The sequence below is a fragment of the Stenotrophomonas sp. SORGH_AS_0321 genome, assembly GCF_031453215.1.
Lineage (GTDB): Bacteria > Pseudomonadota > Gammaproteobacteria > Xanthomonadales > Xanthomonadaceae > Stenotrophomonas > Stenotrophomonas chelatiphaga.
Genome location: NZ_JAVIZG010000001.1, coordinates 1,538,749 through 1,562,502, shown reverse-complemented (window position 1 = coordinate 1,562,502; position 23,754 = coordinate 1,538,749). Strand labels below are relative to the sequence as shown.

The window sequence follows — 23,754 nt, the reverse complement described above, 5'->3', positions numbered from 1 at the left end:
TTCGGGCACTACTGCGGCGCAACTTGTGCGTCATGGACATCAGCAACTCATGGACGACAGGCGCCGCCCCCCTTCCGTTACGCTGCAGGCATCACACGAACAGCCCGCAAGGAGGGCGGCATGACGGACGAAAGCAACGCGGTAGCGGAAACCTTCAAAGACATGCACCTGCGCATAGCTCGACTCGAGACATTTGCGCTCACTCTCATGGACGAACTGGTTGCGTCAGGCACCATTACCCGCGGCCTTCCATCGAAGATGAGCTCGAACGCGGAGCAGCACGCAGCGCGCGTGCAAGGGACGGATTACTTCCAGCGCCTGCCGTCTCTGGTTCAGGAGTGGTCAGGGCACATGGAAGATCTGCAGAAGAAGTACGCAGGCCAGTGATTGAAAGCGCCAAGGTGGCGTCCTGCGCCGCCTTGGTTTTGATGAAGCAGGCGGGCGCGCGCATCTCAGGCCACCTCCAGGGTGACGATACGGTCGGCGTCCGGGTCCTGCGAGCCGCGCTGCTGGGCCGGCTGTTCCTCATGGCCCAGCAGCGTCATCACCTGCGGCAGCGCCGGGATGGTGTCCGTCTCGCCCCACCCCTCCACCTGCTCCAGCGGCAGGCCCAGCACCTTTGCCAGGTGCGCGTCCGTCTTGAAGCCGAATTTTTGGCGTAGCGCGCGCTTGCTCATCCGGCGTCGACCAGTGCGGAAATGGCCTGACCCTCAGCTTGGATCGCCATCCTTGCCACCAGCGAGCGTCCGGTCCAGGCGCAAGCCATCAACGCCGCTCCCTTGCAGCAAACATGTAATCGGCAAGTTCCCCCGGTTGATAAGCTGGGGTTTCCACGCCTCCAACCATCAACCGCAACGGGCCACAAGGAAGGGAGACATGAAAATCGCGCGCATCAACGACGGCCTGTACAAGGCCGTTGCAGAAGACAGGTGCATATTCCTGATCGTTGCCCCCATCAGCGGGGACGCACGAAAAGATCCCCTGGCCGAAGCCGCACGCTTGGCGCAACTCCTTGAGCTTCAGGAGAAGCTGCATGACAACTGGAGCCTCAGCGTCGCTATGCCCAGTTCCGGCCTCACCCTCAAAGACGATTTCAGGGAAGCAGTCGATGACGCAGCAGACGGCGCAATCGTCGTGATCTTGTGCAAGAACGAGGGGATCCACAGGGCAGCCCTCCACCTGGTGGAAGCGAGCCATGCAGCCAAATGACGTTGAGGCCTGCACCAACACCCGCCAGTTGCTAGGCAGCACGGTGCACCTCCTGGGCTGGCATCGGCCGAACACCGCCGGCAGGAGCTCGAACCGGCTTACAGCGCCTTCGGTAGCGAGATCGATCTGGATTGCTCGCTCCGCCCTGATGGCGTTAGTTCCCCTCTCCCATTGGGAGACGAGGCCCTGCGTGGCGGGCGTGCCCGTTGCCGTCAGGAGAGCAGCGGACGCCGCCTGAGACAGACCCTTCTCTTTCCGGTAGGTGGCGTTGTTCATGATCTGATAAGCGCCCCTGATATATCAGTCAATAGCGCCACTACTGGTCAACGATGAACGCATTAATTAGCGTTACTCATATGAACACGCCTCGCAAAGCCAAGCCAACGAAGTTCGACGTGGCAGCAGCCATCAAACTGAAAGCAGCTTGGGACGGGCGTGCGCGTGGGCTGGGCATCACCCAGGAGAAGATGGCTCACGAACTTGGTATCACCCAAGGCGCTGTGAGCCAGTACCTCAACGGAAAAATACCTATGAATTACAGGACGTTGAAGGCTTTCACCTCAGCCCTCGGCATCGAGGATGTGGAGGTTAGGACAGATCTTCCCGAGCAACAGTATTCTTCACCTGCCCCGCATGATGATCAGTACGCAGACGTAATCGGCTATTCCCAGGCCGTGGGGCTGGGCGCAGCAGGCGTAGAGGCTGAAGAGTATGCCGAGACCCATAGCCTGAAGTTCAAGAAGACCAGCCTTCGTCGGCGCGGGATATATAACCACCCGTTGGCGATCTACTACGGCAAAGGCGACTCCATGGAGCCCGTCATCCAGGACGGTGATGCGATCCTCTTCGACACATCGGACACACGGGTGGTGGATGGCGTGCTGTACCTGGTTCAGATGCATGGTGCATGCAATGCCGAGTACTTCGTGAAGCGGGCGATGATCTTGGACGGCATCGTCTACTTCACCAGCGACAATCCGAATGGAGACCACCAGTGGCAAAAGCCGCGACGTATGGACTCAGAACGGAATCCGATCACCGTAGTCGGCCGTGTTCACTGGATCGGCGGATGGGCTGACTGAGGCCATGGGAGGCCGAACATGAACGCGCAGGTCGCCGGCAATTTTCTGCCGATTGTTGAGATCACGGATAGGAGCACCGACGGCCGGACAATGCCATTCAAGTGCCGGGCTGAAGATGGACATCTCTACTATGTCAAGGGAAGGTCGGCGACACACGAGAGCCTGATTTGCGAATGGATGGCCGGGCACCTCGCCGCGAGGATGGGATTGAACCTCCCCCGCGTTGCCATCGCCACGGCTCCCGCTGGGTTGGTGCGGCTGCATCCCGAAGGCCGGGAGCTGGGCACCGGGCCAGTGTTCGCATCAAGGGCAGTTGAAGGGCTAAGTTGGATCACCTACGCCTCCAAGTCGCGGGTCCCGTTGCCGATGCGCCGGGATATCCTGGTGTTTGACTGGTGGGTCCACAATGCAGATCGGACCTTGACAGAGACTGGCGGGAACCCAAATCTCCTATTCAACGCTGAGTCCGGAGATCTTGTCGTCATCGATCACAATCTGGCATTCGACGCTGAGTTCGATGAGACGACGTTCTTCCAGACACATATCTTTGGAGATGAATGGAACCCGCTTTGCCAAGACCTGGTAGAGATGGCAAATTATCAGGCTAGGCTCAGCGAGGTGTTGGCAGATTCGTGGGATACTGCTTGGGCTACCGTACCAAGCGAGTGGATTTTTCATGATGATGAACGGACCATACCCGTAAATTTCGACGAGCCGGCATGCAAGACGCTGCTGGCCCGCTGCGCCCATCAAGACTTCTGGAGGCTGGCATGAAGACTAAGGTCGCCTGCCAATACGCGATCGTGAGGTTCATCCCTTACGCCGAAACAGGCGAGTTCGCCAACATCGGGGTGGTTCTCGCGTGCCCGGAGCTTGGGTTGCTGAGGGCCAAATTGGCACCCACGAACCGCACCCAGCGCGTTACCGACTTCTTCCAAGGTCTCGGGGCGAGGATCTATCGCGAGGCAATGAAGTATGTAAAGGCTGAAATTTTCCGTGTTGCTAAGGCAGTGGAAGATGGTCAATTGCAAGCATATTACGCATTTGACTCGATCACTCGCCCAAGAGAGGCATTGATGACCTTCAGTGCCACGCGTGTGATCTTGGCTGAAAGCCCGGACGAAGCTCTGGCTGAGCTGTATGAACGGTTCATTGAGCGCGACTTTGCGACGAAGGAATACCACGAGCAGATCCTGACCAAGGGAGTCGGCAGAATCCTTAGCGGCGCGCGCCTCAAGGCATACTTTGATGACCTCGCAGTAGGCGACGACAGCTTCAGTGTGAAGTTCCCGTTCGTTTCTACCAGTCCTGACACGCCGAAAGTTGCGATCAAACCCCTCTTTCTTGGCCAGGACGAGCCAAACAAGATCTTCGAGCATGGTGGGTTCTGGGTTCACAAAATTGCTCGCTTGAAAAAGCACAATTTGCTTCCCGCGCACACGCTTTTTGCAATTGAAGCTCCCCCTACCGGTGCGGGGATAAGCCTCAAGCGCGTGAACGCGACGCGCGAGATCACCGATGAGCTGCGAGACCTAGATGTTGAGGTGGTCGACGCGACTGACAGGCCGGCTATTCTTAACTTCGCGGAACAGGCCGTACCTAATTACTGAAACTACCCCGCTCCGGCGGGGTTTTTCTTTGCAAGCGTACCGGAGCAACAGCCCAGACGATGAACGCGCTCACTAATCACGCAGACAAATATAAGCGCCACTATTTAATCGGAAATAAGCGTCGCTAATCTTTCCTAGCGCCGAAGACGTCTCATTCTGGGGCCGGGCGCAGGAGACCCGACCATGCCGACGCATGAGCGCCCCATCCGGGCGATGACCGTCGCAATGCGCTGCATCAGCGCCTTCGCTGCGGCTTCATCGCTACCTTCGTCAGCAGCTTCAACAAGGGCCGCTGAGCATGGCCGCCCTCACCCTCGCCTCCCAAGGCCCTATCACCGCTGAGGCCCGCCCCCGCGCCGGCGTCGTCTGCATCCAGCTGCCGAGCGGCGGATACCTGCACGCCAATCCTGAGGAAGCCGCACGGCTTACCCAGGCTGAGGCCAAGCGTCTGCACGACGAACTGGCCGAACACCTGCGACCGCCCTTCCTCTTCGCCTTGGCGACGGGTTGGCGTGAGCAGAACGTGCTGCGGCTGCAGTGGGCGCAGGTCGACCTTGATCGGCGCGTGGCTTGGATCAAGGGCCTGCAGGCCAAAGCGAAGAAGGCCATCGGCGCCCCGCTCAACCGCAATGCCATGGACATCCTGCTGGCACAGCGCGCGAAGCGGGTCCAAGGAAATCCATGGGTGTTCCCCAGTGGATCGGAGAAAGACAGCCAGCCCTACGTGCGAGCCAGCAATACCGGCTGGTACGCAGCGCAGCGCCGGGCGCGGATAGATGACCTGACCTGGCACGACCTGAGGCACACCTGGGCAAGCTGGCACGTCATGGCCGGGACCAGCCTGCGTAGCCTGATGGAGCTAGGCGGATGGCGCTCCTACCAGTCTGTGCTGAGGTACGCTCACCTGTCACCTGAACACCTCGCCGCAGACGCTGAGCGCATCGAAGAAGTTGCACGGAATTTGCACGGGCGGGGTGGGTAGGCTCCGCTATGAATCAAACACTTATCGCTACGGCGTTCCGTTAGCAGGGCTACTAAAGTGCTTGATTTATTGGAGTTTTTTTTCTGGGGAATCGGATTGAAAATCCCCGTGTCGGCGGTTCGATTCCGTCCTCGGCCACCATTGTTTTTGAAGGGTCTGCAGAAATGCAGGCCTTTTTTTTGGTTCTTCTCCCATCTGAGGGGAGAAGGCGCACGGCCGACCAGCTAGATTTGTAGTTGTCGAGACAACAAACCGAGGCCGGCCGTGGCCAAGCTGGATTGTATGCCGTTGCTGGGAGGCTGGGCGGGGTATCGCCTGGATGGGTGGCGCCGCGAGGCACGTGGCGCAGCCACGTGGCTGGTGCTTTCGCTGGTGCCCGATTCACGCCGCCGCCGACGCTGCAGCGGATGCGACAAGTGGGTCGTGGCCGTCCACGACCAGACGCTCCGGCGGGTTCGTGACCTGCCTGTGTTCGATGCGCCGGTCGAGTTGGAGATCCAGCGACAGCGACTGGCCTGTCCTCGCTGCGGGCCAAAGCTGGAGCATCTGGATTGGTTGGAGCGGCATGCCCGGGTAACGCAACGGCTTGCGCAGAGCGTGGCACGCATGTGTGCCACGACCTCGATCCATGCCACCGCAAAGTGGCATGGCTTGGACTGGAAGACGGTCAAGGCACTTGATTTCAGGCATCTGGTGCAGACGCTGGGGCCGGTGGACCTATCGGACGTAAGAGTGATCGCGATGGACGAGTTTGCGATCCAGAAGGGCCATCGCTACGCCACCGTGGTGGTCGAGCCATCACGCAAGCGCGTGCTTTGGGTCGGTCGAGGACGCAGTCGCGCTGACGTGCGCCCCTTCTTCGAGTTACTCGGAAGGGACGGCTGCGAACGCATCCAAGCGGTCGCCATGGACATGAATTCGGCATTCGACCTGGAAGTGAAAGCCCAATGCCCCAACGCCGAGGTGGTCTACGACCTCTTCCATGTCGTGGCCAAGTACGGGCGCGAAGTCATTGATCGGGTGCGGGTTGACGAGGCCAATCGCCTACGCACCGACAAGCCCGCGCGACGGGTGGTGAAGACCTCGCGCTGGCTCCTGCTGCGCAATCGGCAAAACGTCCCAGCCGAGCAGCGCGTCCAACTCGAGGAGCTGCTGGCCGCCAACAAAGCCCTGCTGACCACGTATCTGCTCAAAGACGACCTGAAGCAGCTGTGGCGCTACCGAAGCCAGAGCTGGGCGGAGAAGGCTTGGCGGTCATGGAAGCATCGCGCCCTGCGAAGCGGGCTGGAGCCGCTGCGCATCTTTGTCCGCCGTCTGCAACCATATCTCCCGGGCATCCTGGCCCACTGCCGATGGCCGCTCGGGACGAACCTGGTGGAAGGCATCAATAACAAGATCAAGGTCATCAAGCGCGTCGCCTACGGATACCGAGACGACGCGTATTTCTTCCTGAAGATCCGGGCGGCCTTCCCCGGAGTTGGGTGAAGAACCTTTTTTTTTGCCTGTTGCGCAGCGTCTGCACGGGTGGGCAGTGCGACCCGCCCTCCCCGCCCAGGTCGTCAGGCGGAGCCGCGTTGAATCGGCTCCACCCGCAACTGGATGCCCAGCGCGCGCACCACGCCCAGCACGTTGTCCAAGTACAACGGACGCGACCCGCTCAGCTGCCGTCGCAGGGCATCGTCGCTCAGCCCGCATTCGCGCGCCACGTGGCCGATGCCATGCAGTTCGGACACCAGCAACAGCGAACGCGCGAAGGTCGTTTCATCGTAGTGGATCATGTGCAGGCGATCGTCCAAGTAGTCGGCCATTTCTGCTGCACGCCGGTTTTCCAATTGCGCCTTTGCGGACTCGTAGGGCGTCATGCCTGCCTCCACATCGCATCGGCCGACGAGCGCACCAGTTCGCGTCCGGAGACGATCAGCTCTTCGATCATGAACATGCCGAATCCTGCGTCCGACTGCATTTCCTGACGGCTCAGGTGCACCGCATGCAGCACTTCGAAGATCGACGCCAGCGCCTGCAGGGTACGGATGGACACGGCGACCTGCGCGGTGCCTTTGAGCTCTGGATGGCAGCCGCCTCCCGTCTGCGGCGAATCGGACGACGTGCGCGGCAGAAGCCGCAGGTGCCTCACACAGTGTTGGTTGGTGCGCGAGGTTTCGAACGCTTCCAGCCGCCGTTCGAGGCGTTCGATGAAGTGCGGCGGGAAGTGCTGCATCCGCTCGCCCATCAGGGCGTACAAGCGCTTCGCGCTGAGGGGATAGTGCGATTCCATTGCATACCTCACAAGGCTTGAGGCCACCTGCGCCAAGGCGGCAGGTGGCGGGCGATGCGGGTTGGCATACCGGAGAAGATTTCAAAAAAGCCGGCGGATCAGGGATCCCCCACATCGCCCGCCGTATGACCGGCGCGCGATGCAGTGCATTCTCCGCCGTGCCCAAGGGGCAAAACAGAGCCAAATAAAATCTTCTTGCGGGATGCCAATCCCGGCTGGCGCTCTTCGTCGCCAGCAGCTCCATAGCAGCAGCGACGGCCGCCTGCGTACATGGGCGAAGCTGCAAAAGCGTCGCGATGCGAGCACATCAGTCGAACCATCGGCCGCGTTCCGGGCCAGTTGCGCCACCTATACGCAACGTATACGATTCGTATATTCCCCAGAGAGTCCCGTCCATGGGCATCGTCAACATCGACGACGAACTGCATGACCAGCTTCGCCGCGCCTGCACCGTCAGCCATCGCTCGATCAACGCCCAGGCCAACTTCTGGATCAGGATCGGCATGCTCTGCGAGTTGCACCCGGAACTGAGCTACCAGCAGATCGTCGCCGAGCAGCTGCGCAGCGCCGGCGTGCAGACACCGCGGCTGGCCGAGCGGCACACATGATCAAGTCCGCGCAGGAAATCGAATTGATGGCGCAATCCGGCGCATTGCTGGCCCAGGTGTTCGACCACCTGGACACGCTGGACCTGCGCGGCCGCAGCACGATGGACATCAATGAGCTGGTCGAGCGGATGATCGTCGACGACCTGCAGGCGCGCCCGGCCAGCAAGGGCCAGTACGACTTCCCGTACGTGCTCAATACTTCCATCGACGACGTGGTCTGCCATGGCGTGCCCTCGGCCGACGACGTGCTGCGCGAAGGGCAGATCGTCAACCTGGACATCACGCTGGAGAAGAACGGGTTCATCGCCGACTCCAGCACCACCTACCTGGTCGGCGAGGTTCCCTACCCTGCACGTCGGCTGGTGCAGGCCACCTACCAGGCGATGTGGAAAGGCATCGCCGCGGTACGTCCCGGCGCGCATACCGGCGACATCGGCCATGCCATCGCACGTTTCGCGCGCGAACAGGGCTATACCGTGGTCAAGGAATACTGCGGCCACGGCATTGGCCGTGACATGCACGAAGAGCCGCAGATCCTGCACTACGGGCATCGCGGTAGCGGCGTGGAGCTGCAGGAAGGCATGGTGTTCACCATCGAACCGATGCTCAACCAGGGCAAGGCGGCGATCCGCCACCAGCCGGACGCATGGCCGGTGCATACCCGCGACGGCAAGCTGTCGGCACAGTTCGAACACACCGTGGCGGTTACCGCGACCGGCGTACGTGTGCTGACGCTGCGCAAGGGCGAGCGCGCGCCGAAGTAAGTGCAGAGTGCAGTCAGCGGCAGCGCCGCTGCATTGGTTTCCCGCGTGTCCCCGCCCGGGGCGACGACACGCAGCGGCCCTGGATCAAGCCGGACCGAACCCGCGGGTGGTCTTCTTCTCGTTCTTGTCCGCCTTCTTTTCCTTGGCGGTCTTGGCAGGCTTTTTCTTCTGCTCTTTCTTCTTGTCCAGACCCTTGCTCATTGCGGCATTCCTTTTGTCGGTAGCGACGGCGCGAGCATGCCACATCTGCCACCTGCCAAGGCGCCGGGCCCCCTTTCGCGACGTGCTTCACGTCACCCTCGACGCGGCAACCGCTAAGCTCGGTCCGTCGCCACACGAGCCATGCCGATGCCAACCCTGCCTGCCCTTCGCCGCGCCTGTGCCCTTGCCCTGCTGCTGCCCCTGGCCAGCCTCGCCCACGCCGCCGAACCGGTGCGCGCGGTGGCCGCGCTGGACATCGACCGCTATGCAGGGCAGTGGCACGAAATCGCCCATCTTCCGGTGTCCTTCCAGAAGAAATGCGTCGGCGACATCACCGCGACCTACGGGCTGCGCAGCGATGGCCGGATCTCGGTGCTCAACGGCTGCCGGGTCGAAGACGGCACGCGCATCCAGGCCGAAGGCGTCGCGCGCCCGGTCAAAGGCGAACCGGGTCAGCTGGAGGTCCGCTTCGCACCGGACTGGCTGTCGTGGGTGCCGCTGGTATGGGCCGATTACTGGGTGATCGCGCTGGACCCGGACTACCAGTGGGCCGTGGTCGGCGAACCGGATCGCAAGTACCTGTGGATCCTGTCGCGCTCGCCAAGCATGGAGCACGGGCAGTTCGAAGCGCTCAAGGCCCGCGCCGAAGCGATGGGCTACGACCTCGCCCCACTGAAGGTCCTCGCGCCCCTGCGCTGATCCAGCGGCCAACGCAGCACGCGGCCCAACCGCGCCTGACGCCCCTGCGCCCGCCCGCTGCCCCTGGCTGCGGCGCGCGTTAATCTTGGCGTTCAGGTGAATGCCTGTGCACGCCACCATACGCCGTAGTATCTTTCCCTCCACGCACCCCTTCCGCGAGGACCTGCGCCATGCTCCGCCGCTTCCGTTCCACCCTGATCGTCCTGACCGTCCTCGCCCTTGCCGCCTGTGGCGAAGGGGTGGTCAAGCGCGTTTCCGAACCCGCCAGCAGCCTGCAGCAGCTGACCGTCAACGCCGATGGCAGCTGGAAGGTCGCCCTACGCCTGCAGAACTTCAGCTCCATGCCGATGCGCTTCGATGACATCGCGCTGAAGCTTTCGGTCGGCGATGCCGAGGCCGGCACCCTGACCGCCAAGCCCGGCGTGTCGATCGGCGGCGCATCTGCCGATGTGATCGAACTGCAGCTGCAGCCGGCCGCCCAAGCCCGCCTGATCGTGGCCGACGCGCTGGCCAGCAACCACACGCTGGCCTACACGCTGGAAGGTTCGGTCGCGGCCACGCCCGAAGAAAAGAAGCAACGCACGTTCCAGATCAACAACCGCAGCACCCTCAACCACGCCCCGGGCCTGCCGGGCGTGCTGCGCTGAGGCGACGCCCCGTCATCGCCCCGCCACGCCCCTGCCCCCTGATCGAGATGCTTCAACGATGAGCAGCTATACCGCCCCGCTTTCCGACCTGCGTTTCGCCCTGCATGACGTGCTCAAGGTCGAACCGCTGTTCACCCGCCTGGGCTTCACCGACGCCACCGCCGATGTGGTCGATGCCGTGCTGGAAGAAGCTGGCCGCTTCAGCGCCTCGGTGCTGGCACCGCTGAACAGCGTGGGCGATGAAGTGGGGTGCGTGCTCGACCAGGCCAGCGGCGAGGTCACTACCCCGCCCGGTTTCAAGGCCGCCTACGACCAGTTCGTCGAAGGCGGCTGGACCGGCCTGACCGCCTCGCCGGAGGTGGGTGGACAGGGCCTGCCGCACACCCTGGGCGTGCCGCTGAACGAAATGATCAACGGCGCCAACCTGGCCTGGGGCAACTTCCCGCTGCTGTCGCATGGCGCGATCGAGGCGCTGAAGCAGCATGGCGAAGCCTGGCAGCACGAGGCCTTCCTGAAGCCGCTGATCGAAGGCCGCTGGACCGGCACCATGTGCCTGACCGAACCGCATTGCGGCACCGACCTTGGCCTGCTGAAGACCAAGGCCGAGCCGAACCCGGACGGCAGCTACCGCATCACCGGCACCAAGATCTTCATCACCGCCGGCGAGCACGACCTGACCGACAACATCGTGCACCTGGTGCTGGCCAAGCTGCCCGATGCGCCCCCGGGGGCGAAGGGCATTTCGCTGTTCGTCACCCCGAAGTTCAAGGTCGACCGCGAGGGCACCGTCGGCGAGCGCAATGCACTGCGCTGCGGTTCCATCGAGCACAAGATGGGGATCAAGGGGTCGGTCACCTGCGTGATGAACTTCGATGGCGCCGAAGGCTATCTGGTCGGCCAGCCGCACAAGGGCCTGCAGGCGATGTTTACCATGATGAATACCGCACGCCTGGGGGTGGGCCTGCAGGGTATCGGCCTGTCCGAGCGCGCGTACCAGAACGCGCTGAAGTATTCGCGCGAGCGCCTGCAGTCGCGTTCGCTGAGCGGGGCCAAGTTCCCGGACAAGCCGGCGGACCCGATCCTGGTACATCCGGATGTGCGCCGCATGCTGCTGACGATCAAATCGCTGGTGGAAGGCAGCCGCCTGCTGGCACTGCACGCGGCGACCCTGATCGACGTGGCGCACAGCGCGCAGGATGCGGCCGAACGCGAGCGTGCCGACACCCTGGTGAGCTTCCTGACCCCGATTTCCAAGGCCTGCCAGACCGAGTGGGGTATCGAAAACACCTACAACGCGCTGCAGTGCTTTGGTGGCCACGGCTATATCCGCGAACACGGCATGGAGCAGCTGGCCCGCGATGCGCGCATCACTACGCTGTATGAAGGCACCACGGGCATCCAGGCGCTGGACCTGATCGGCCGCAAGACCGCGTCCAGCCAGGGCGCCGGACTGAAGCTGTTCCTGGCCGAGATCGAGGCGTTCGCCAAGGCGCACGAAGGCGATGAGGCACTGGCCGAGTTCATCGCACCGCTGCGGATCAAGGCGGCCGAATGGGGCGGCCTGACGCTGGACGTGCTGAAGCGCGCGGCGGCCAACCCGGACGAACTGGGCGCCGCCAGCCATGATTACCTGTTCTATTCCGGGTATGTGGTGCTGGCGTACTGGTGGGCCCGCAGCGTGGCGGCGGCCGATGCCAGCGGCCAGACGGCCGCGTTCAAGCAGGCCAAGCGGGAGACCGCGCGGTTCTATTTCGCGCGCGTATTGCCGCGCACGCTGGGCCACGCCGCCGCCATCCAGGCCGGCGCGGATTCGTTGATGGCGATGGACGACGCGCGCTTCGGCGCCTGAGCCGAAGCAACGGCGTGACGGCCAGCGGCCGTCACTACCGGGGATCGGTAGCGCCGAGCCGTGCTCGGCGAGCGCAGCGGCAAGGAACATGACGGCCAGCGGCCGTCACTACCGGGTTGGGGGAATACACAAAATGCAAACATTCGGGTATAAGCTGTTATCCCGATGGAGACAGACACTACACGCTTAGGTCTGATCACTACCGGAGCTGCCTTTCCCGCTCCGGACGCCGGGTCATCGCCCGAGCCCAGCCCCCTGCACCGCCCCGGCAGCGTCCGCCTGCTGTCCCTTGATGCCCATGGCCGGGTCCTTGACTGGATCAACTGGCAGGATGCGTCCTGCCTGTATGCACGTGACGCGGTGGCCTGGACCCTCGGCGATCCCTGCCTGCACATCCACGGCGGCACCAACCGGCTCAGCGGGCTGCGCAGCGGGCTGGACCTGCATCCGATCATCGCCACCCGCGGCCACGCCCGTTCGCGCGCCCCCGATCCCACCCCCAATCTCACCAATGCGGCGCTGTTCGCGCGCGACGCGCATCTTTGCCTGTACTGCGGCCAACAGCATTCGCGACCCGTTCTCACCCGCGACCACGTGATGCCGCTGTCCAAGGGCGGGCTGGATGTGTGGGAAAACGTGGTCACCGCCTGCTTCCACTGCAACTCGCGAAAGAGCAACCGGACCCCGCAGCAGGCCGGCATGCCCTTGCTGGCCGTGCCTTTCCGGCCGAGCTGGATCGAACACCTGATCCTTTCCAACCGCAACATCCTGGCCGACCAGATGACGTTCCTGAAGGCGCAGCTGCCGAAGAAGTCCAAGCTTTCGGCCTGACTGCGCGCGGCTGCAAACTCACTGCGCGATCACGCGTGTCGGGGTCTGCTTGCTCCACCCCGGTTTGAGCGCGAAAATAGCCGGTCAGCACAAGTACGAACATGATGATCGACTCTGCCCGCTATCCCCGCCTCTCGCGCATCCAGACACCGGAAGAACTGCGCACGTTCGACGAATCCGAACTGAGGGCCATCGCCGACGAATTGCGCGCCTACCTGATCGAATCGGTCGGCCGCAGCGGGGGGCACTTTGCTGCCGGCCTGGGCGTCATCGAACTCACCGTGGCGCTGCACTACCTGTACCAGACGCCGCACGACCAGCTGGTCTGGGACGTAGGACACCAGACCTACCCGCACAAGATCCTCACCGGCCGTCGCGACCAGATCCACACGGTCAAGCAGAAGGACGGTGTGGCCCCGTTCCCCAAGCGCGAGGAGAGCGAGTACGACACCTTCGGCGTCGGCCATTCGTCCACCTCCATTTCCGCCGCGCTGGGCATGGCGATCGCACGCCAGCGCGAAGGCGATGACCGCCGCGTGGTGGCGGTGATCGGTGATGGCGCGATGACCGCCGGCATGGCCTTCGAAGCGCTGATGCACGCCGGTGGCATGGAGCCGGAGCCGAACCTGCTGGTGATCCTCAACGACAACAACATGTCGATCTCCGAGGCCGTCGGCGGGCTGACCAAAGTACTCGGCCGCGCCACCGGCAGCCGCACGCTCAACGCGCTGCGCGAAGGTGGCAAGAAGATCCTCGGCGACAAGCGCAACAACCCGGCGCGCTTCGTCAAGCGCTGGGAAGAACACTGGAAGGGCATGTTCGTGCCCTCCACCATGTTCGAAGAGATGGGCTTCCACTACACCGGCCCGATCGACGGCCATGACATGCCGGCGCTGTTGTCCACGCTGAAGACGCTGCGGACGCTGAAGGGCCCGAAGCTGCTGCACGTGCTGACCACCAAGGGCAAGGGCTACGAGCCGGCCGAAGGCGACCAGATCGGCTACCACGCGGTCGGGCCGTTCGACCCGGTCAAGGGCCTGGTGGCCAAGGGCGGCGCCAAGAAGCCGACCTACACCGATGTCTTCAGCGACTGGCTGTGCGACGCCGCCGCCGCCGAACCGCGCCTGCACGGGATCACCCCGGCGATGCGCGAAGGCTCCGGCCTGGTACGCTTCAGCCGCGAATACCCGGAGCGCTACTTCGACGTGGCCATCGCCGAACAGCACGCGGTGACCCTGGCCGCCGGCATGGCGACCCAGGGCGCCAAGCCAGTGGTGGCGATCTACTCGACCTTCCTGCAGCGCGCCTACGACCAGCTGGTGCACGACGTGGCGATCCAGAAGCTGGACGTGCTGTTCGCCATCGACCGCGCCGGCGTCGTCGGCCCGGACGGCGCCACCCATGCCGGCAACCTGGACCTGAGCTTCCTGCGCTGCGTGCCGAACATGGTGCTGATGGCTCCGTCCAACGAAGCCGAATGCCGCCAGATGCTCAGCACCGGCCTGCAGTACGCCGGCCCGGCTGCGGTGCGCTATCCGCGCGGCAGTGGCACCGGCGTCGACGCTGGCACCGATCTGTCCACCCTGCCGGTCGGCAAGGGTGAGATCCGCGTGGAAGGCAGTCGCGTGGCCCTGTTGGCCTTCGGCAGCACCGTGCCGGCGGCCGAGGAAGTGGGCCGTGCACTCGGCCTGAGCGTGGTCAACATGCGCTTCATCAAGCCGCTGGACCGCGAGCTGATCCTGCAGTTGGCCGCACGCCACGAGGGCTTCGTCACCATCGAAGACAACGTGGTGGCCGGCGGTGCCGGTTCGGCCGTGGCCGAACTGCTGAGCGCCGAGGACGTGCTGAAGTCGATCCTGCACCTTGGCCTGCCCGATGGCTTCCAGCACCACGCCAGCCGCGAAGACCTGCTGGGCGAAGCCGGCATCGATGCGGCGGGGATTCGTGCAGCCGTACTGAAGCGCTGGCCGACCCTGCAGGCCGGCAGCGCGCCGCTGAGCGCGGCCGGCTGACCCCGGCCGCGACGGCCGCTGGCCCCGGTAGTGACGGCCGCTGGCCGTCATGCCTTGCCAGGTGGGTGACGACCGTTGGTCGTCACGTTGTTGCCGCTGCGCTCGCCGAGCACGGCTCGGCGCTACCCAGCCGTAAGGGCCGCTGGCCCCGGTAGTGACGGCCGCTGGCCGTCATGCCTTGCCAGGTAGGTGACGACCGTTGGTCGTCACGCGCTGCCGCTGCGCTCGCCGAGCACGGCTCGGCGCTACCTACAACCACGTCAGCCGCGCGATCAGCGCACCATGAACTGCCCACGGCAGCCGTTGCTGACCCACACGCCGTTGCGGTCCCAGCCCCAGCTCTGGCCTTCTATGCAGGCCGTGCCGGACTTCTGCTTCACCAGGCGCGCGTCCTGGCGGATGGTGACATTGCAGCGACGCTGGCGACGGTCGTTGGAATCGCAGTCGATCACCTGCCCCGCCGAACCCCAGCCATTGCCATTACCGCCATGGCCACCGCCCCAGTTGCCGCCGCCATGCCCGGGACGCGACGGACGTCCACGTTCGCCGACGAACTCCGCACGACAGCCATTGCTGACCCACACCCCGCCCCGCGACTGACCCCAGCTGCGGCCTTCCACGCAGGCGGCGCCGGAGAGCTGGCGCACCAGGCGCGGACGCCCGTCCAGGCGGCATTCCTGATTGCGGTTCTTCACCGACTCACAGCGGATCGTGCCGCCGTTGTCGCCGTAGTAGCGATCGTTGTCACGGTACTGCGCACTCGCGGTTCCGGCAGCGCCGGCGCCCAGCAGCAGCGGAAGACAAACGGCCCACAGCATCGAAGGGCGGCGCGAAACAGACAGTTCCTGGGTCATCGTGGTGCGTCCTGGTGTGGCGGTGTGAGCCGAGCATGGCGCAAGTCCGTCGCGCCGCAAAGATGGCGCGCGCGGTCTCGGTCGCCGCCCATTCAAGTAGGCAAGCGAAAGCTGAATGGGTTCACTGGATTCCGGCTCCGATGCCCCGGCGTCAGCCGTAGCTGACGGTATCGACGAAGGTGTCGCTGACCTCCACACGCACCGAGCAGGTCTGGCCGGTACGGGTGTGCAGCTCACGGGCCAGCGCATCGGCGAAATCGAACGCCGCACTGCCCTCGTGGAAGGAAATGGATTCCGGCTTCTGCGGATGCAGCACGCGCCAATGGCGCTGCTCGTTCTGGACGCGGATCAACATAGGGTCTCTCTCCATGATCGGACGGGTTGCCATGAAGGCCGACGATTGCGGGCAGCTACCTTGCCACCGCTGTGCTTCGCCTGACCCATGACACCAATGGCCCCCGCCAGTCAGTGAGGCTAGGGCATATCCGGCGCCTGTGGCATCAGGGTTTTCTGAATTTTCAGCCCAACTGCAGGGCGTCCACGGCTCCGCCGAACGCACCTACCTGCACCGTTACGCGTGCGCCCGTCCGGCCGTGGTGCTCCAGGGCGAGCGCTGCGGCGGCGTCGAAGGCTTCCCGGCCGCAGGGGAAATCCCGCGACAGTCCGTCGTGGGGGTGGACGAGGCGCCAGTGGCGACTGATGTTCTGGACAAGGATGACCATGGCAGGGCTCCAACGGGGCAGGAACGGAGGCGCCGATTGCGACAGCGCCGGTGGAATCCAGCCTAGGTGGCACACCCCTGCGGCCCCATCGGTCCGGTCTGAATTGCCCCGCCCTCACATGACTGACGCTGTTCACAACCGCGCTTCCGTGACGCTTGTCACGGCGCGTTAACCATTTCACACTACGTACACCTTAGGGGGCCCCTTCCACATGCGCACCTTTCTGTACCAGCGTCCTTCCCTGCTCAAGTTCTACTTCGGCGCCAGCTATGTGATCCTCGTCGAGGAGCTGATCCGCGCCACGCTGTTCTGACATGGCGGTGGACGCCGCGCCCGGCGCATTGAACAATCACCGGCTTTCCTGCCTGCGTGAGTGTTCCATGTCCGACCTGCCTGCCCTGCCCGTCCTGCAACCCGGCCGCTACCGCCACTTCAAGGGCGGCCTTTACGAGGTCGTGGACGTGGTCCGCAGCAGCGAGACCCTGCAGCCGATGGTGCTGTACCGGGCGCTGTATGGCGAAGGTGGCCTGTGGGTGCGCCCCTACGCGATGTTCGTCGAGCACGTGCAAGGCGTGGACGGCAGCCAGCCGCGCTTCGCCCGGCTGGACGATTGACCGGCCGGCCACCGCAGCCGCATGATCCGCCCAACTCCTGTTGGATGCTCCGATGCGAAGCACATACCTGGCCGCGGTGGTGTGTGCCGCTCTCTTCGCCAGCAGTCCGCTGAAGGCCCAGCAGGCCGACGAACCGCCGTCGTTTGACCGCCCGGGGATCGGCCTGGGCACTGGAATCGTGCCGCGCGGCGCGTTGGCACTGGAGTTGGGCCTGCCCTCCCATGAGCGCGACCGCGATGCCGATGGGCTTCGCACCGAGCAGATCTCCGGCGATGTCACTCTGCGCACCGGCCTGTTTGAACATTGGGAAGTGCAGTTGTCCGGCTCGCCCTGGCAGCGCCAGCGCAGCCGCCTGCCCGGCACGGACAGCACGCGCACGCGCGGCGGCGGCGATACTCAACTCGCCCTGAAGTGGGCAGTGCCGACCCGCCGCGATACCGACCGTTGGGCACTGCTGGCGTCGGCCACGGTGGCGCGCGGCGATGCAGCGTTCAGCGACGGGCGCCAGTACGCGCTGGCGGGCAGCTATGAACACGACTTCAGCGAGCAATGGACCGGCGCGCTGTATGCCAGTCACAGCCGCGGAGACGGCGAGCGCAGCACGGTATGGTCGCCCAGCGTGTCGCTGGCCCTCACGCCGCGCCTGTCCGCTTTCCTGGAGGCCGGTGTGACCAAGGCGCGCGGAGCACCACGGGAATCGGTGGCCGGTGGCGGGCTGACCTGGATGTGGACCGATCGGGTCCAGTTGGATGCATCGGTGGATGCCGGGCTGGATAATGACAGCCCGGACCTGCAGGCCGGGCTCGGGATTTCCGCCTACTTCGATTGAGAATGAAGCCGACGCGCAGCGCGTCTGCCGTCGGCTGTTCTCCCGCGGTACCGATCAAGGTCGGCACCGACGGGGCGTCAGACAGGCTTATGGTTCCCGGTGATTTACCACGGTGCGAACAGCGTGATCCCTACGATCACCAGCACCACGGCCAACGCAATCATCAGGTAATGGCTCTGGCGCCAGGACGGTTTCTGTTTTCCAGGGGTATTCATCGGTGCTGCTCCAGTGCGTTGGCTTACATGCCCAGAGTGCGGCAACGCCAGCATCGGCACAGTGCACGTCGCGTGCAGGCCGCGTCAGCATGGTGCGCTCCACCGTCGCAATGAAAAGGCCCGCGTCTTTCGGCGCGGGCCTCGTGTTCAACGCATCACGTGCGTGTTACTTGCGGGTACCGTCCAGCCAATTCGGTCCCTTGTTCTTCAGGAAGAAGATGTAGACCACCAGCGACACGGCGATGACCGCCGTGATGTAGATGACGAACTCATCGACGCGCCCGGCCTTCAGCGCGCCCTGGTACAGCAGCGGCGCGGTGCCGCCGAACAGCGAGTTGGCCAGCGCGTAGCCCAGGCCGACACCGAGGGCGCGGATGTGGGCCGGGAACAGTTCCGCCTTGACCACCGCATTGATCGACGTATAGCCGGTCAGGATCACGAAACCGGTCGCCAGGATCAGGAACGCCGACAGCGCCGAAGTCTGCTGCGGCAAGGCAGTGACCAGGTACCACGTGTACAGCACGCCACCCACGCCGAAGAACACCAGCAGGCTCTTGCGGCCGATGCGGTCGGACAGCAGTCCGCCCAGCGGCTGCAGCAGCATCAGGAAGGTCAGCACGCCCAGGTTGATCCAGGTACCGGTGATCACGTCGTCGCCGGCGAAGGCGGTCTGGATCATCTTCGGGCCGTTGATGGTGTAGGTGTAGAACGCCACCGTACCGCCGGCGGTGATCAGGAAGCACAGCAGCAGCGGACGCCACTGGTTGACGAACAGTTCGCGCATCGAACCGCTGGCCTTGGCCTTGCCGTCCTTCGCCGCTTCAATGGACTCCGCGCTCAGCGATTCATCCATCGTGCGACGCAGCCAGAACACCACCAGCGCACCAATGCCGCCGATGCCGAACGCCACGCGCCAGCCCCACTCGGACACGTGCGAGGTATCCCACGACAGCAGCATCACCAGCAGCACGGCCTGCGCCAGCACATGGCCACCGACCAGGGTGACGTAGTGGAACGAGGACAGGAAGCCGCGCCAGCCGGGGACGGCCGCTTCGGACATGTAGGTCGCACTGGCGCCGTACTCGCCGCCGGTGGCAAAGCCCTGCAGCAGGCGTGCGAATAGCAGGATCACCGCCGCCCAGATGCCGATGGACGCCGCGGTGGGTGCGATGGCGATCAGGAAGGAGCAGGCGGCCATCACGCTGACCGACACGGTGAGCGCCAGGCGACGGCCGTAGCGGTCGGCGAAGCGGCCGAAGTACCACGCACCGATCGGGCGCATCAGGAAGGTCGCGGCGAAGATGCCCCAGATGTACATCGTTGAGTTCTTGTCGTCGGCCGAGAAGAACTGCGATTCGAAGTACTTGGCGAACACCGAGTACACGTAGACGTCGTACCACTCGACCAGGTTGCCGGCCGAGCCTTTCAGCGTGTTGGACACCGAGCGTTTCAGCGCAGCGCGCTCCGAAACCGGCGATGCCGCAGTGGATTGGGAAATACTCATGGGGGGAAACGGCCCTCAGGTTGAGCCCCCGGGAGGGGCATTGGATCCGGCACCCATCAACGACGCACCATGGCGCGGTTGGCAGGGTTACCGAGGCAAGTACCTTACCTGAGGACGAGGTGAAGCGCCGTTACACCTTCGGGCTATGGCGTTTCCTGCCGATGCCGTCCGCGCAGCGCATGCGATTCGGCTGAATACGCGACAGATCAACGCGTGGACACCACGTTGATGCGTAAAGGCGCATTCTGTCGTTCGTTACCACCGCGTGAGCACCGAGCCTCTCTGCCCATGACGCAGCTGTCAGAGGAACTGAAAGCCCAGGAAAGAATGACGGCTGTCGGCGCGTTGCAGGTGCTGGATGCGGCAGCGGGCGCATCACTGGACCGCATCACCCAGCTGGCGGCGTTCGCCTTCGACGCTCCCGTCGCCTTCGTATCGATCGTCGGCGTGGATACGCAGCGCTTCATATCGCAGGTTGGCCTGCAGATCACCGGCACCGATATCCGCTCTTCGATCTGCTCTTACACGATCGCATCGCCGGACGTCATGGTTGTACCCGACCTGGCCGCTGACCCGCGGTTCGCACACAATGAACTGGTCTGCGGCGCTCCGCACCTGCGGTTCTACGCCGGGGCACCGCTGATCGCGAAGAACGGTGTCGCCATCGGCGCTGTGTGCGTCATGGGGCCGACGCCGCGCGATCTGAGCGAAGACGATCGCCAGCACCTGAAGACGTTGGCGGCGATGGCGATGAGCCAACTGGAACTGCGGCGCCTGTCCGGTCGCCAGGACCCGGTCAGCGGGTTGTCGAACCGCCATCAGTTCCATATCGATTATGACGGCCTGGTAGCGCGCGCCAGCGCAGGCACCATGTACGCGGTGATGCTGGACGTACTGGATGTGCCGCGGCTGGACGAAGCCGGCCAGGCGCTGGGCATGCCGCCACTGGAAGCGATGCTGCATCGTTCTGGCGTGCGCCTGCGCGTCGCGCTGGAAGACATCACCGATGTCTACCATGTTGGCGTGAGCCGCTTTGCTTTTCTCATCGACCTGCCGACGCAGGACGACGTCGAAGCCCTGCTGCTGGAGCTGAAGCAGCGCATCATCCGCCCGGTGATGGCCGCAGCGGTACCGATGTCGCCGCAGTTCCATGCCGGCATCTGCGCCTTCGATCCCACGACCGACAGCAGCAACGACGTGCTGCGCAAGCTGCTGGTCGGCGTGCAGGCGGCGATCAGCACGCGCAAGGATTTCTGCTGGTATTCCGAGCGCCGCGACGAACTGCTGCGGCGTGGCTACCGGCTGGCGGCCGATGCCGAACGTGGCCTGCGCCGCGAAGAGTTCTACCTGCTGTTCCAGCCCCGCGTGGACACCCTGACCGGCAAGGTGGTGTCCGCCGAAGCATTGATCCGCTGGAACCATCCGCGGCTGGGTCCGGTCGGGCCGGCCGAGTTCATTCCGGTGTTCGAGCGCACTGCGCTGATGCCGGCGGTCAGTGGCTGGGTGGTGGATGCGGCGCTGGACCAGTTGGCGGCCTGGCAGCGCGATGGCATACCGCTGTGCCTGTCGATCAACCTGGCCGCTTCGGACCTGTCCACCGAAGGCATGGCCGAACGCCTGCTGCAGAAGCTGGCCGCACGTGACCTGCCGGCGTCCCTGCTGGAAATCGAGATCACCGAGGGCGAATGGCTGCGTGCCAATACCGTCGCCGGTGAGCAGCTGGCGCGCCTGGCCGGCGTGGGCGTGCGCGTGGCGATCGATGACTTCGGCAGTGGTTACAGCAACTTCGGCTACCTTTCGCGTCTGCCGATTTCCACCATCAAGATGGACAAGTCACTGGTGGACCACCTGGCCGATGATCCGGGCGCGCGGTTGAAAGCCAAAGCCATCATCGAACTGGCCAAGGGGCTGGGTTACACCACCGTCGCCGAAGGCGTGGAAAGCATGGAGCAACGGCAGGTGCTGACCGAACTGGGCTGCGACCAACTGCAGGGGTATCTGTTCGCCGAACCATTGGCGGCGGAGGCCCTGGCGGCGATGGTCGACGCCTGACCGCCCCGCCGCGGTAGTGACGGCCGCTGGCCGTCATGCTCCTGCTGCCCGGCCGCTGCGCTCGCCGGGCATGGCTTGTATGTTCCTTCCGGGCCCTAGCTGGTTAAGTAGGGCCAGGGTGGAGGGACCGTCAACATGACATCTGCGGATCGCAGCCGACAGACGCGCCGAGCGATCCCCATCCCGCACCTTAACGTCGATAAAGGATCTAGCGGCCTTGACCGCCGATGTAGGCAAGCCAACGTGGTGCGGTACCACCCCAGCCCTTCAACCATAGCTGGGAGTTGCGGAAATGTCAGATCATTTGGATGTCGGAGTCAATGTCGACTCAAAGACCTTGATGGTGGCGGTGCACGGCGTGGAAGGTAGTCGCCGGATCGACAATTCAGCTACAAGCATCAAGGCGTGGCTGGCTGAGCTGCCGGCCGGTTGCCGGATCGGGCTGGAGGCAACCAACCGGTACCACGAGGTGCTGGTTCAGCACGCCCAGCACGCCGGCCACACGGTATTTGTGCTCAATCCCCGTGATATCAAGCATTACGCTACAGGCGTTGCTCAGCGGGGCAAGACCGATGCCGGTGATGCCCAGGTCATTGCCCGCTATGTGGCCAAGGAAGGCGACGAGCTTCATGAATACGTATCGCGCAGCCCCCAGCAGGAGCGGCTGCATGTGCTGCTCCAGCAGCGCCAGGCCTTGATCAAGGCCAGGACACAAATCCAGCTTTCGCTGGATGCCAAGTCCACGAAGACGGGCAGGTTTTCCGGCATTTTTCGCGCCATCGATGAGGCGATCAAGGCCCAGGACCGCGCTATCCAGCAGACATCCAGCGCTGGTGAACATGGCGATCTGTATCGCCAGATGCTCACCATTCCAGGCGTCGGTCCAACCGTAGCGGCCTGCCTGACCCATCACATCACGCGCTGGAAATTGGCCAGTGCTGATGCATGGGTTGCCTGCACCGGGCTGGATCCTCGCCCCAATCAATCAGGTGCCCGGGTCGGACGGTGTCACCTGTCCAAACGCGGTAACGCGGGCCTGCGCCAGACGCTGTACATGGCGGCCATGGGCCTGACCCGGGCCAAGGGGGGCAGGCCTTTGTATGAAGCGCTCCAGGCACGCGGCCACAGCAGCACGGCTGCCTTCAACATTCTTGCGCGCAAACTGGACCGGATAAGCTGGGGCGTGTTCAAAAGCGGGCGGGATTTTAATCCCGCCCTGATGGGAATTGGCGACATCCGCTTCGGGAGTGCTTGACCCAGAACATAGGATCTCGGCGCTACCGATGATCCATCACGTTTTCGAACCACAAAAAAGGACCGCGCATTGCTGCACGAGCCTCCTCTTTCATCACAGTGGTCGGGACGGCCGGATTCGAACCGAGCGGGATCATAGCGAGTAGCTATCTGCCTCATCCCCGCGGCCTCGGTACGCAGGCGATCGCCGCATGAACCAGCTCATCCAATGTGCCAACTGCGGCGAACGTCGAGTTGGTGCGCGAGTGCACGCGGCAAGGCGCGGTGCATCGACCGCCCAGGTGGCGTGCGCCATGTGCGGGGCTAAGGGACCGCTGATCACCTCAAACGACGGCACCGCCGTCGATGAGGCAGCCCGGCAGTGCTACCTGAGGTGTCACCGCGCGCTGGAGCCCAGCCCATTAAGTGGCCCGGACCCGAAAGCACGCGTGATCCGCTGGAACTGCTGACACGCATGGTCGTATCGAGCAGCCACCGCATGCCCGTAGAGGGCAGGGTGACAATGCCCCCGTTGAGTTCGGCCGACGTTGCCGGTGCATTGGGGATGATGCGCGATCCGCTGGCGAAGGCGGCGGCATTGGCGGTGGCGTTGCGCGCCGACGGGGTGGACTTGGCCCGGTTTGGTCGGCTGGCACTGCAGCGGGTGATGCGCGCACTGCGCCGTTATGACGGCCACGTGTCACTGCGGCTGGAATGCCCGGCAGATCGGTGGCGACTGCGGCTGGTGCTGCAGGACGCAGCCGATGACCTGGTGTGGCCAGAGCGCAAGCGTCCCTCAGCGGAGGCAGCTCGAGCAGTAAAAATGCGTAAGGGTGACTATCTACTTGTTTATAGAATCGCAACGATCACCGTCCGGCAAGGTCTTGAAGACAGGCGCCGGGAATTCCGAAATCGACTCTTCCTAGATGCATAGTCCGTCGATTAGCTTGTCTAGTCAGACT

26 protein-coding genes are annotated in these 23,754 nt (G+C 64.0%); 19 read left to right on the top strand and 7 right to left on the bottom strand.

What is annotated here, in order from left to right; genetic code table 11:
• Positions 1-120 precede the first annotated feature (120 nt).
• Positions 121-387, top strand: a complete 267-nt coding sequence (locus QE373_RS06790) for a hypothetical protein (RefSeq protein WP_309684956.1) — start codon at positions 121-123, stop codon at positions 385-387.
• Between the two features lie 65 nt (positions 388-452).
• Here the strand turns inward: QE373_RS06790 and QE373_RS06785 are convergent, their stop codons facing one another.
• Positions 453-677 carry a hypothetical protein gene (locus tag QE373_RS06785; RefSeq protein WP_309684954.1) on the bottom strand — a complete coding sequence of 75 codons (225 nt, stop codon included), beginning with the start codon at positions 675-677 and terminating at the stop codon, positions 453-455.
• 199 nt (positions 678-876) lie between these two features.
• Here QE373_RS06785 and QE373_RS06780 point away from each other — a divergent pair, with 199 nt between their 5' ends.
• The 6 genes from QE373_RS06780 to QE373_RS06755 all read left to right on the top strand — a co-directional run bounded on the left by QE373_RS06780 (position 877) and on the right by QE373_RS06755 (position 6,368).
• Positions 877-1,209: a hypothetical protein gene (locus tag QE373_RS06780; RefSeq protein ID WP_309684952.1), complete on the top strand. Its 333-nt coding sequence runs from the start codon at positions 877-879 to the stop codon at positions 1,207-1,209.
• A 356-nt stretch (positions 1,210-1,565) separates the two neighbouring features.
• Positions 1,566-2,291 carry a S24 family peptidase gene (locus QE373_RS06775; RefSeq protein WP_309684950.1) on the top strand — a complete coding sequence of 242 codons (726 nt, stop codon included), beginning with the start codon at positions 1,566-1,568 and terminating at the stop codon, positions 2,289-2,291.
• A gap of 18 nt (positions 2,292-2,309) precedes the next feature.
• Positions 2,310-3,065: a HipA family kinase gene (locus tag QE373_RS06770; protein WP_309684948.1), complete on the top strand. Its 756-nt coding sequence runs from the start codon at positions 2,310-2,312 to the stop codon at positions 3,063-3,065.
• A complete protein-coding gene (locus QE373_RS06765; RefSeq protein WP_309684946.1) occupies positions 3,062-3,901 on the top strand; it encodes a DUF3037 domain-containing protein in 840 nt (279 codons plus the stop codon). Before QE373_RS06770 ends, QE373_RS06765 begins: the two co-directional genes overlap by 4 nt.
• Positions 3,902-4,199: 298 nt before the next feature.
• The gene (locus tag QE373_RS06760; RefSeq protein WP_309684944.1) at positions 4,200-4,883 is read left to right on the top strand and encodes a site-specific integrase; all 684 of its coding nucleotides are present in this window, start codon (positions 4,200-4,202) and stop codon (positions 4,881-4,883) included.
• A 264-nt stretch (positions 4,884-5,147) separates the two neighbouring features.
• The gene (locus QE373_RS06755; RefSeq protein ID WP_309683344.1) at positions 5,148-6,368 is read left to right on the top strand and encodes an ISL3 family transposase; all 1,221 of its coding nucleotides are present in this window, start codon (positions 5,148-5,150) and stop codon (positions 6,366-6,368) included.
• A 74-nt stretch (positions 6,369-6,442) separates the two neighbouring features.
• Here QE373_RS06755 and QE373_RS06750 read toward each other — a convergent pair whose 3' ends face one another.
• Together QE373_RS06750 and QE373_RS06745 are read right to left on the bottom strand one after the other, a co-directional pair.
• On the bottom strand, positions 6,443-6,745 hold the full coding sequence (locus tag QE373_RS06750; protein ID WP_309684943.1) for a hypothetical protein: 303 nt from the start codon (positions 6,743-6,745) through the stop codon (positions 6,443-6,445).
• Complete coding sequence (locus QE373_RS06745; protein WP_309684941.1) at positions 6,742-7,158, bottom strand: hypothetical protein; 417 nt, start codon at positions 7,156-7,158, stop codon at positions 6,742-6,744. The genes QE373_RS06750 and QE373_RS06745 overlap by 4 nt, the downstream gene beginning before the upstream one ends.
• A gap of 395 nt (positions 7,159-7,553) precedes the next feature.
• On the opposite strand from QE373_RS06745, the gene QE373_RS06740 reads away from it, so the two are divergent.
• The 7 genes from QE373_RS06740 (at position 7,554) to dxs (ending at position 14,769) form a co-directional block, all read left to right on the top strand.
• On the top strand, positions 7,554-7,766 hold the full coding sequence (locus QE373_RS06740) for a ParD-like family protein (RefSeq protein ID WP_057507978.1): 213 nt from the start codon (positions 7,554-7,556) through the stop codon (positions 7,764-7,766).
• Entirely contained in the window at positions 7,763-8,530 is a 768-nt protein-coding gene (map, locus tag QE373_RS06735; protein ID WP_309684937.1) for a type I methionyl aminopeptidase, read from the top strand. The genes QE373_RS06740 and map overlap by 4 nt, the downstream gene beginning before the upstream one ends.
• Positions 8,531-8,878: 348 nt before the next feature.
• The gene (locus QE373_RS06730; RefSeq protein ID WP_309684935.1) at positions 8,879-9,430 is read left to right on the top strand and encodes a lipocalin family protein; all 552 of its coding nucleotides are present in this window, start codon (positions 8,879-8,881) and stop codon (positions 9,428-9,430) included.
• A gap of 170 nt (positions 9,431-9,600) precedes the next feature.
• Complete coding sequence (locus QE373_RS06725; RefSeq protein ID WP_309684933.1) at positions 9,601-10,077, top strand: LEA type 2 family protein; 477 nt, start codon at positions 9,601-9,603, stop codon at positions 10,075-10,077.
• A gap of 58 nt (positions 10,078-10,135) precedes the next feature.
• A complete protein-coding gene (locus QE373_RS06720; RefSeq protein ID WP_309684931.1) occupies positions 10,136-11,926 on the top strand; it encodes an acyl-CoA dehydrogenase C-terminal domain-containing protein in 1,791 nt (596 codons plus the stop codon).
• Positions 11,927-12,091: 165 nt separating this feature from the next.
• Positions 12,092-12,757 (top strand): HNH endonuclease, encoded by a 666-nt coding sequence (locus tag QE373_RS06715; RefSeq protein WP_309684929.1) that lies wholly within the window; start codon positions 12,092-12,094, stop codon positions 12,755-12,757.
• A gap of 104 nt (positions 12,758-12,861) precedes the next feature.
• A complete protein-coding gene (dxs, locus tag QE373_RS06710) occupies positions 12,862-14,769 on the top strand; it encodes a 1-deoxy-D-xylulose-5-phosphate synthase (protein WP_309684927.1) in 1,908 nt (635 codons plus the stop codon).
• Positions 14,770-15,041: 272 nt separating this feature from the next.
• On the opposite strand, the gene QE373_RS06705 is transcribed toward dxs, so the two are convergent.
• The 3 genes from QE373_RS06705 to QE373_RS06695 form a co-directional block, all read right to left on the bottom strand.
• Complete coding sequence (locus QE373_RS06705) at positions 15,042-15,623, bottom strand: DUF3011 domain-containing protein (protein WP_259170498.1); 582 nt, start codon at positions 15,621-15,623, stop codon at positions 15,042-15,044.
• A gap of 151 nt (positions 15,624-15,774) precedes the next feature.
• Positions 15,775-15,978: a hypothetical protein gene (locus QE373_RS06700; protein ID WP_057507971.1), complete on the bottom strand. Its 204-nt coding sequence runs from the start codon at positions 15,976-15,978 to the stop codon at positions 15,775-15,777.
• 163 nt (positions 15,979-16,141) lie between these two features.
• On the bottom strand, positions 16,142-16,345 hold the full coding sequence (locus tag QE373_RS06695; protein WP_309684924.1) for a hypothetical protein: 204 nt from the start codon (positions 16,343-16,345) through the stop codon (positions 16,142-16,144).
• A 380-nt stretch (positions 16,346-16,725) separates the two neighbouring features.
• On the opposite strand from QE373_RS06695, the gene QE373_RS06690 reads away from it, so the two are divergent.
• Positions 16,726-16,959 carry a DUF1653 domain-containing protein gene (locus QE373_RS06690; protein WP_309684922.1) on the top strand — a complete coding sequence of 78 codons (234 nt, stop codon included), beginning with the start codon at positions 16,726-16,728 and terminating at the stop codon, positions 16,957-16,959.
• Between the two features lie 52 nt (positions 16,960-17,011).
• Positions 17,012-17,788: a transporter gene (locus tag QE373_RS06685; protein ID WP_309684920.1), complete on the top strand. Its 777-nt coding sequence runs from the start codon at positions 17,012-17,014 to the stop codon at positions 17,786-17,788.
• 381 nt (positions 17,789-18,169) lie between these two features.
• Here QE373_RS06685 and QE373_RS06680 read toward each other — a convergent pair whose 3' ends face one another.
• Entirely contained in the window at positions 18,170-19,507 is a 1,338-nt protein-coding gene (locus QE373_RS06680; RefSeq protein WP_057507967.1) for an MFS transporter, read from the bottom strand.
• 327 nt (positions 19,508-19,834) lie between these two features.
• On the opposite strand from QE373_RS06680, the gene QE373_RS06675 reads away from it, so the two are divergent.
• The 3 genes from QE373_RS06675 (at position 19,835) to QE373_RS06665 (ending at position 23,726) form a co-directional block, all read left to right on the top strand.
• On the top strand, positions 19,835-21,559 hold the full coding sequence (locus tag QE373_RS06675; protein ID WP_083491966.1) for a sensor domain-containing phosphodiesterase: 1,725 nt from the start codon (positions 19,835-19,837) through the stop codon (positions 21,557-21,559).
• 292 nt (positions 21,560-21,851) lie between these two features.
• Positions 21,852-22,814 (top strand): IS110 family transposase, encoded by a 963-nt coding sequence (locus QE373_RS06670; RefSeq protein WP_309684915.1) that lies wholly within the window; start codon positions 21,852-21,854, stop codon positions 22,812-22,814.
• A gap of 546 nt (positions 22,815-23,360) precedes the next feature.
• Positions 23,361-23,726, top strand: a complete 366-nt coding sequence (locus QE373_RS06665; RefSeq protein WP_309684913.1) for a hypothetical protein — start codon at positions 23,361-23,363, stop codon at positions 23,724-23,726.
• The last annotated feature ends 28 nt before the right edge of the window (positions 23,727-23,754 follow it).

Bases quoted from the DNA above. Each gene is read 5' to 3' on its own strand.
- QE373_RS06760 (WP_309684944.1), top strand. From the start codon at position 4,200: ATGGCCGCCCTCACCCTCGCCTCCCAAGGCCCTATCACCGCTGAGGCC.
- dxs (WP_309684927.1), top strand. From the start codon at position 12,862: ATGATCGACTCTGCCCGCTATCCCCGCCTCTCGCGCATCCAGACACCG.
- QE373_RS06690 (WP_309684922.1), top strand. From the start codon at position 16,726: ATGTCCGACCTGCCTGCCCTGCCCGTCCTGCAACCCGGCCGCTACCGC.
- QE373_RS06700 (WP_057507971.1), bottom strand. From the start codon at position 15,978: ATGTTGATCCGCGTCCAGAACGAGCAGCGCCATTGGCGCGTGCTGCAT.
- QE373_RS06715 (WP_309684929.1), top strand. From the start codon at position 12,092: ATGGAGACAGACACTACACGCTTAGGTCTGATCACTACCGGAGCTGCC.
- QE373_RS06745 (WP_309684941.1), bottom strand. From the start codon at position 7,158: ATGGAATCGCACTATCCCCTCAGCGCGAAGCGCTTGTACGCCCTGATG.
- QE373_RS06775 (WP_309684950.1), top strand. From the start codon at position 1,566: ATGAACACGCCTCGCAAAGCCAAGCCAACGAAGTTCGACGTGGCAGCA.
- QE373_RS06730 (WP_309684935.1), top strand. From the start codon at position 8,879: ATGCCAACCCTGCCTGCCCTTCGCCGCGCCTGTGCCCTTGCCCTGCTG.
- QE373_RS06675 (WP_083491966.1), top strand. From the start codon at position 19,835: ATGACGGCTGTCGGCGCGTTGCAGGTGCTGGATGCGGCAGCGGGCGCA.
- QE373_RS06720 (WP_309684931.1), top strand. From the start codon at position 10,136: ATGAGCAGCTATACCGCCCCGCTTTCCGACCTGCGTTTCGCCCTGCAT.
- QE373_RS06785 (WP_309684954.1), bottom strand. From the start codon at position 677: ATGAGCAAGCGCGCGCTACGCCAAAAATTCGGCTTCAAGACGGACGCG.
- QE373_RS06780 (WP_309684952.1), top strand. From the start codon at position 877: ATGAAAATCGCGCGCATCAACGACGGCCTGTACAAGGCCGTTGCAGAA.
- QE373_RS06680 (WP_057507967.1), bottom strand. From the start codon at position 19,507: ATGAGTATTTCCCAATCCACTGCGGCATCGCCGGTTTCGGAGCGCGCT.
- map (WP_309684937.1), top strand. From the start codon at position 7,763: ATGATCAAGTCCGCGCAGGAAATCGAATTGATGGCGCAATCCGGCGCA.
- QE373_RS06695 (WP_309684924.1), bottom strand. From the start codon at position 16,345: ATGGTCATCCTTGTCCAGAACATCAGTCGCCACTGGCGCCTCGTCCAC.
- QE373_RS06790 (WP_309684956.1), top strand. From the start codon at position 121: ATGACGGACGAAAGCAACGCGGTAGCGGAAACCTTCAAAGACATGCAC.
- QE373_RS06705 (WP_259170498.1), bottom strand. From the start codon at position 15,623: ATGACCCAGGAACTGTCTGTTTCGCGCCGCCCTTCGATGCTGTGGGCC.
- QE373_RS06750 (WP_309684943.1), bottom strand. From the start codon at position 6,745: ATGACGCCCTACGAGTCCGCAAAGGCGCAATTGGAAAACCGGCGTGCA.
- QE373_RS06665 (WP_309684913.1), top strand. From the start codon at position 23,361: ATGCGCGATCCGCTGGCGAAGGCGGCGGCATTGGCGGTGGCGTTGCGC.
- QE373_RS06770 (WP_309684948.1), top strand. From the start codon at position 2,310: ATGAACGCGCAGGTCGCCGGCAATTTTCTGCCGATTGTTGAGATCACG.
- QE373_RS06670 (WP_309684915.1), top strand. From the start codon at position 21,852: ATGTCAGATCATTTGGATGTCGGAGTCAATGTCGACTCAAAGACCTTG.
- QE373_RS06685 (WP_309684920.1), top strand. From the start codon at position 17,012: ATGCGAAGCACATACCTGGCCGCGGTGGTGTGTGCCGCTCTCTTCGCC.
- QE373_RS06765 (WP_309684946.1), top strand. From the start codon at position 3,062: ATGAAGACTAAGGTCGCCTGCCAATACGCGATCGTGAGGTTCATCCCT.
- QE373_RS06740 (WP_057507978.1), top strand. From the start codon at position 7,554: ATGGGCATCGTCAACATCGACGACGAACTGCATGACCAGCTTCGCCGC.
- QE373_RS06725 (WP_309684933.1), top strand. From the start codon at position 9,601: ATGCTCCGCCGCTTCCGTTCCACCCTGATCGTCCTGACCGTCCTCGCC.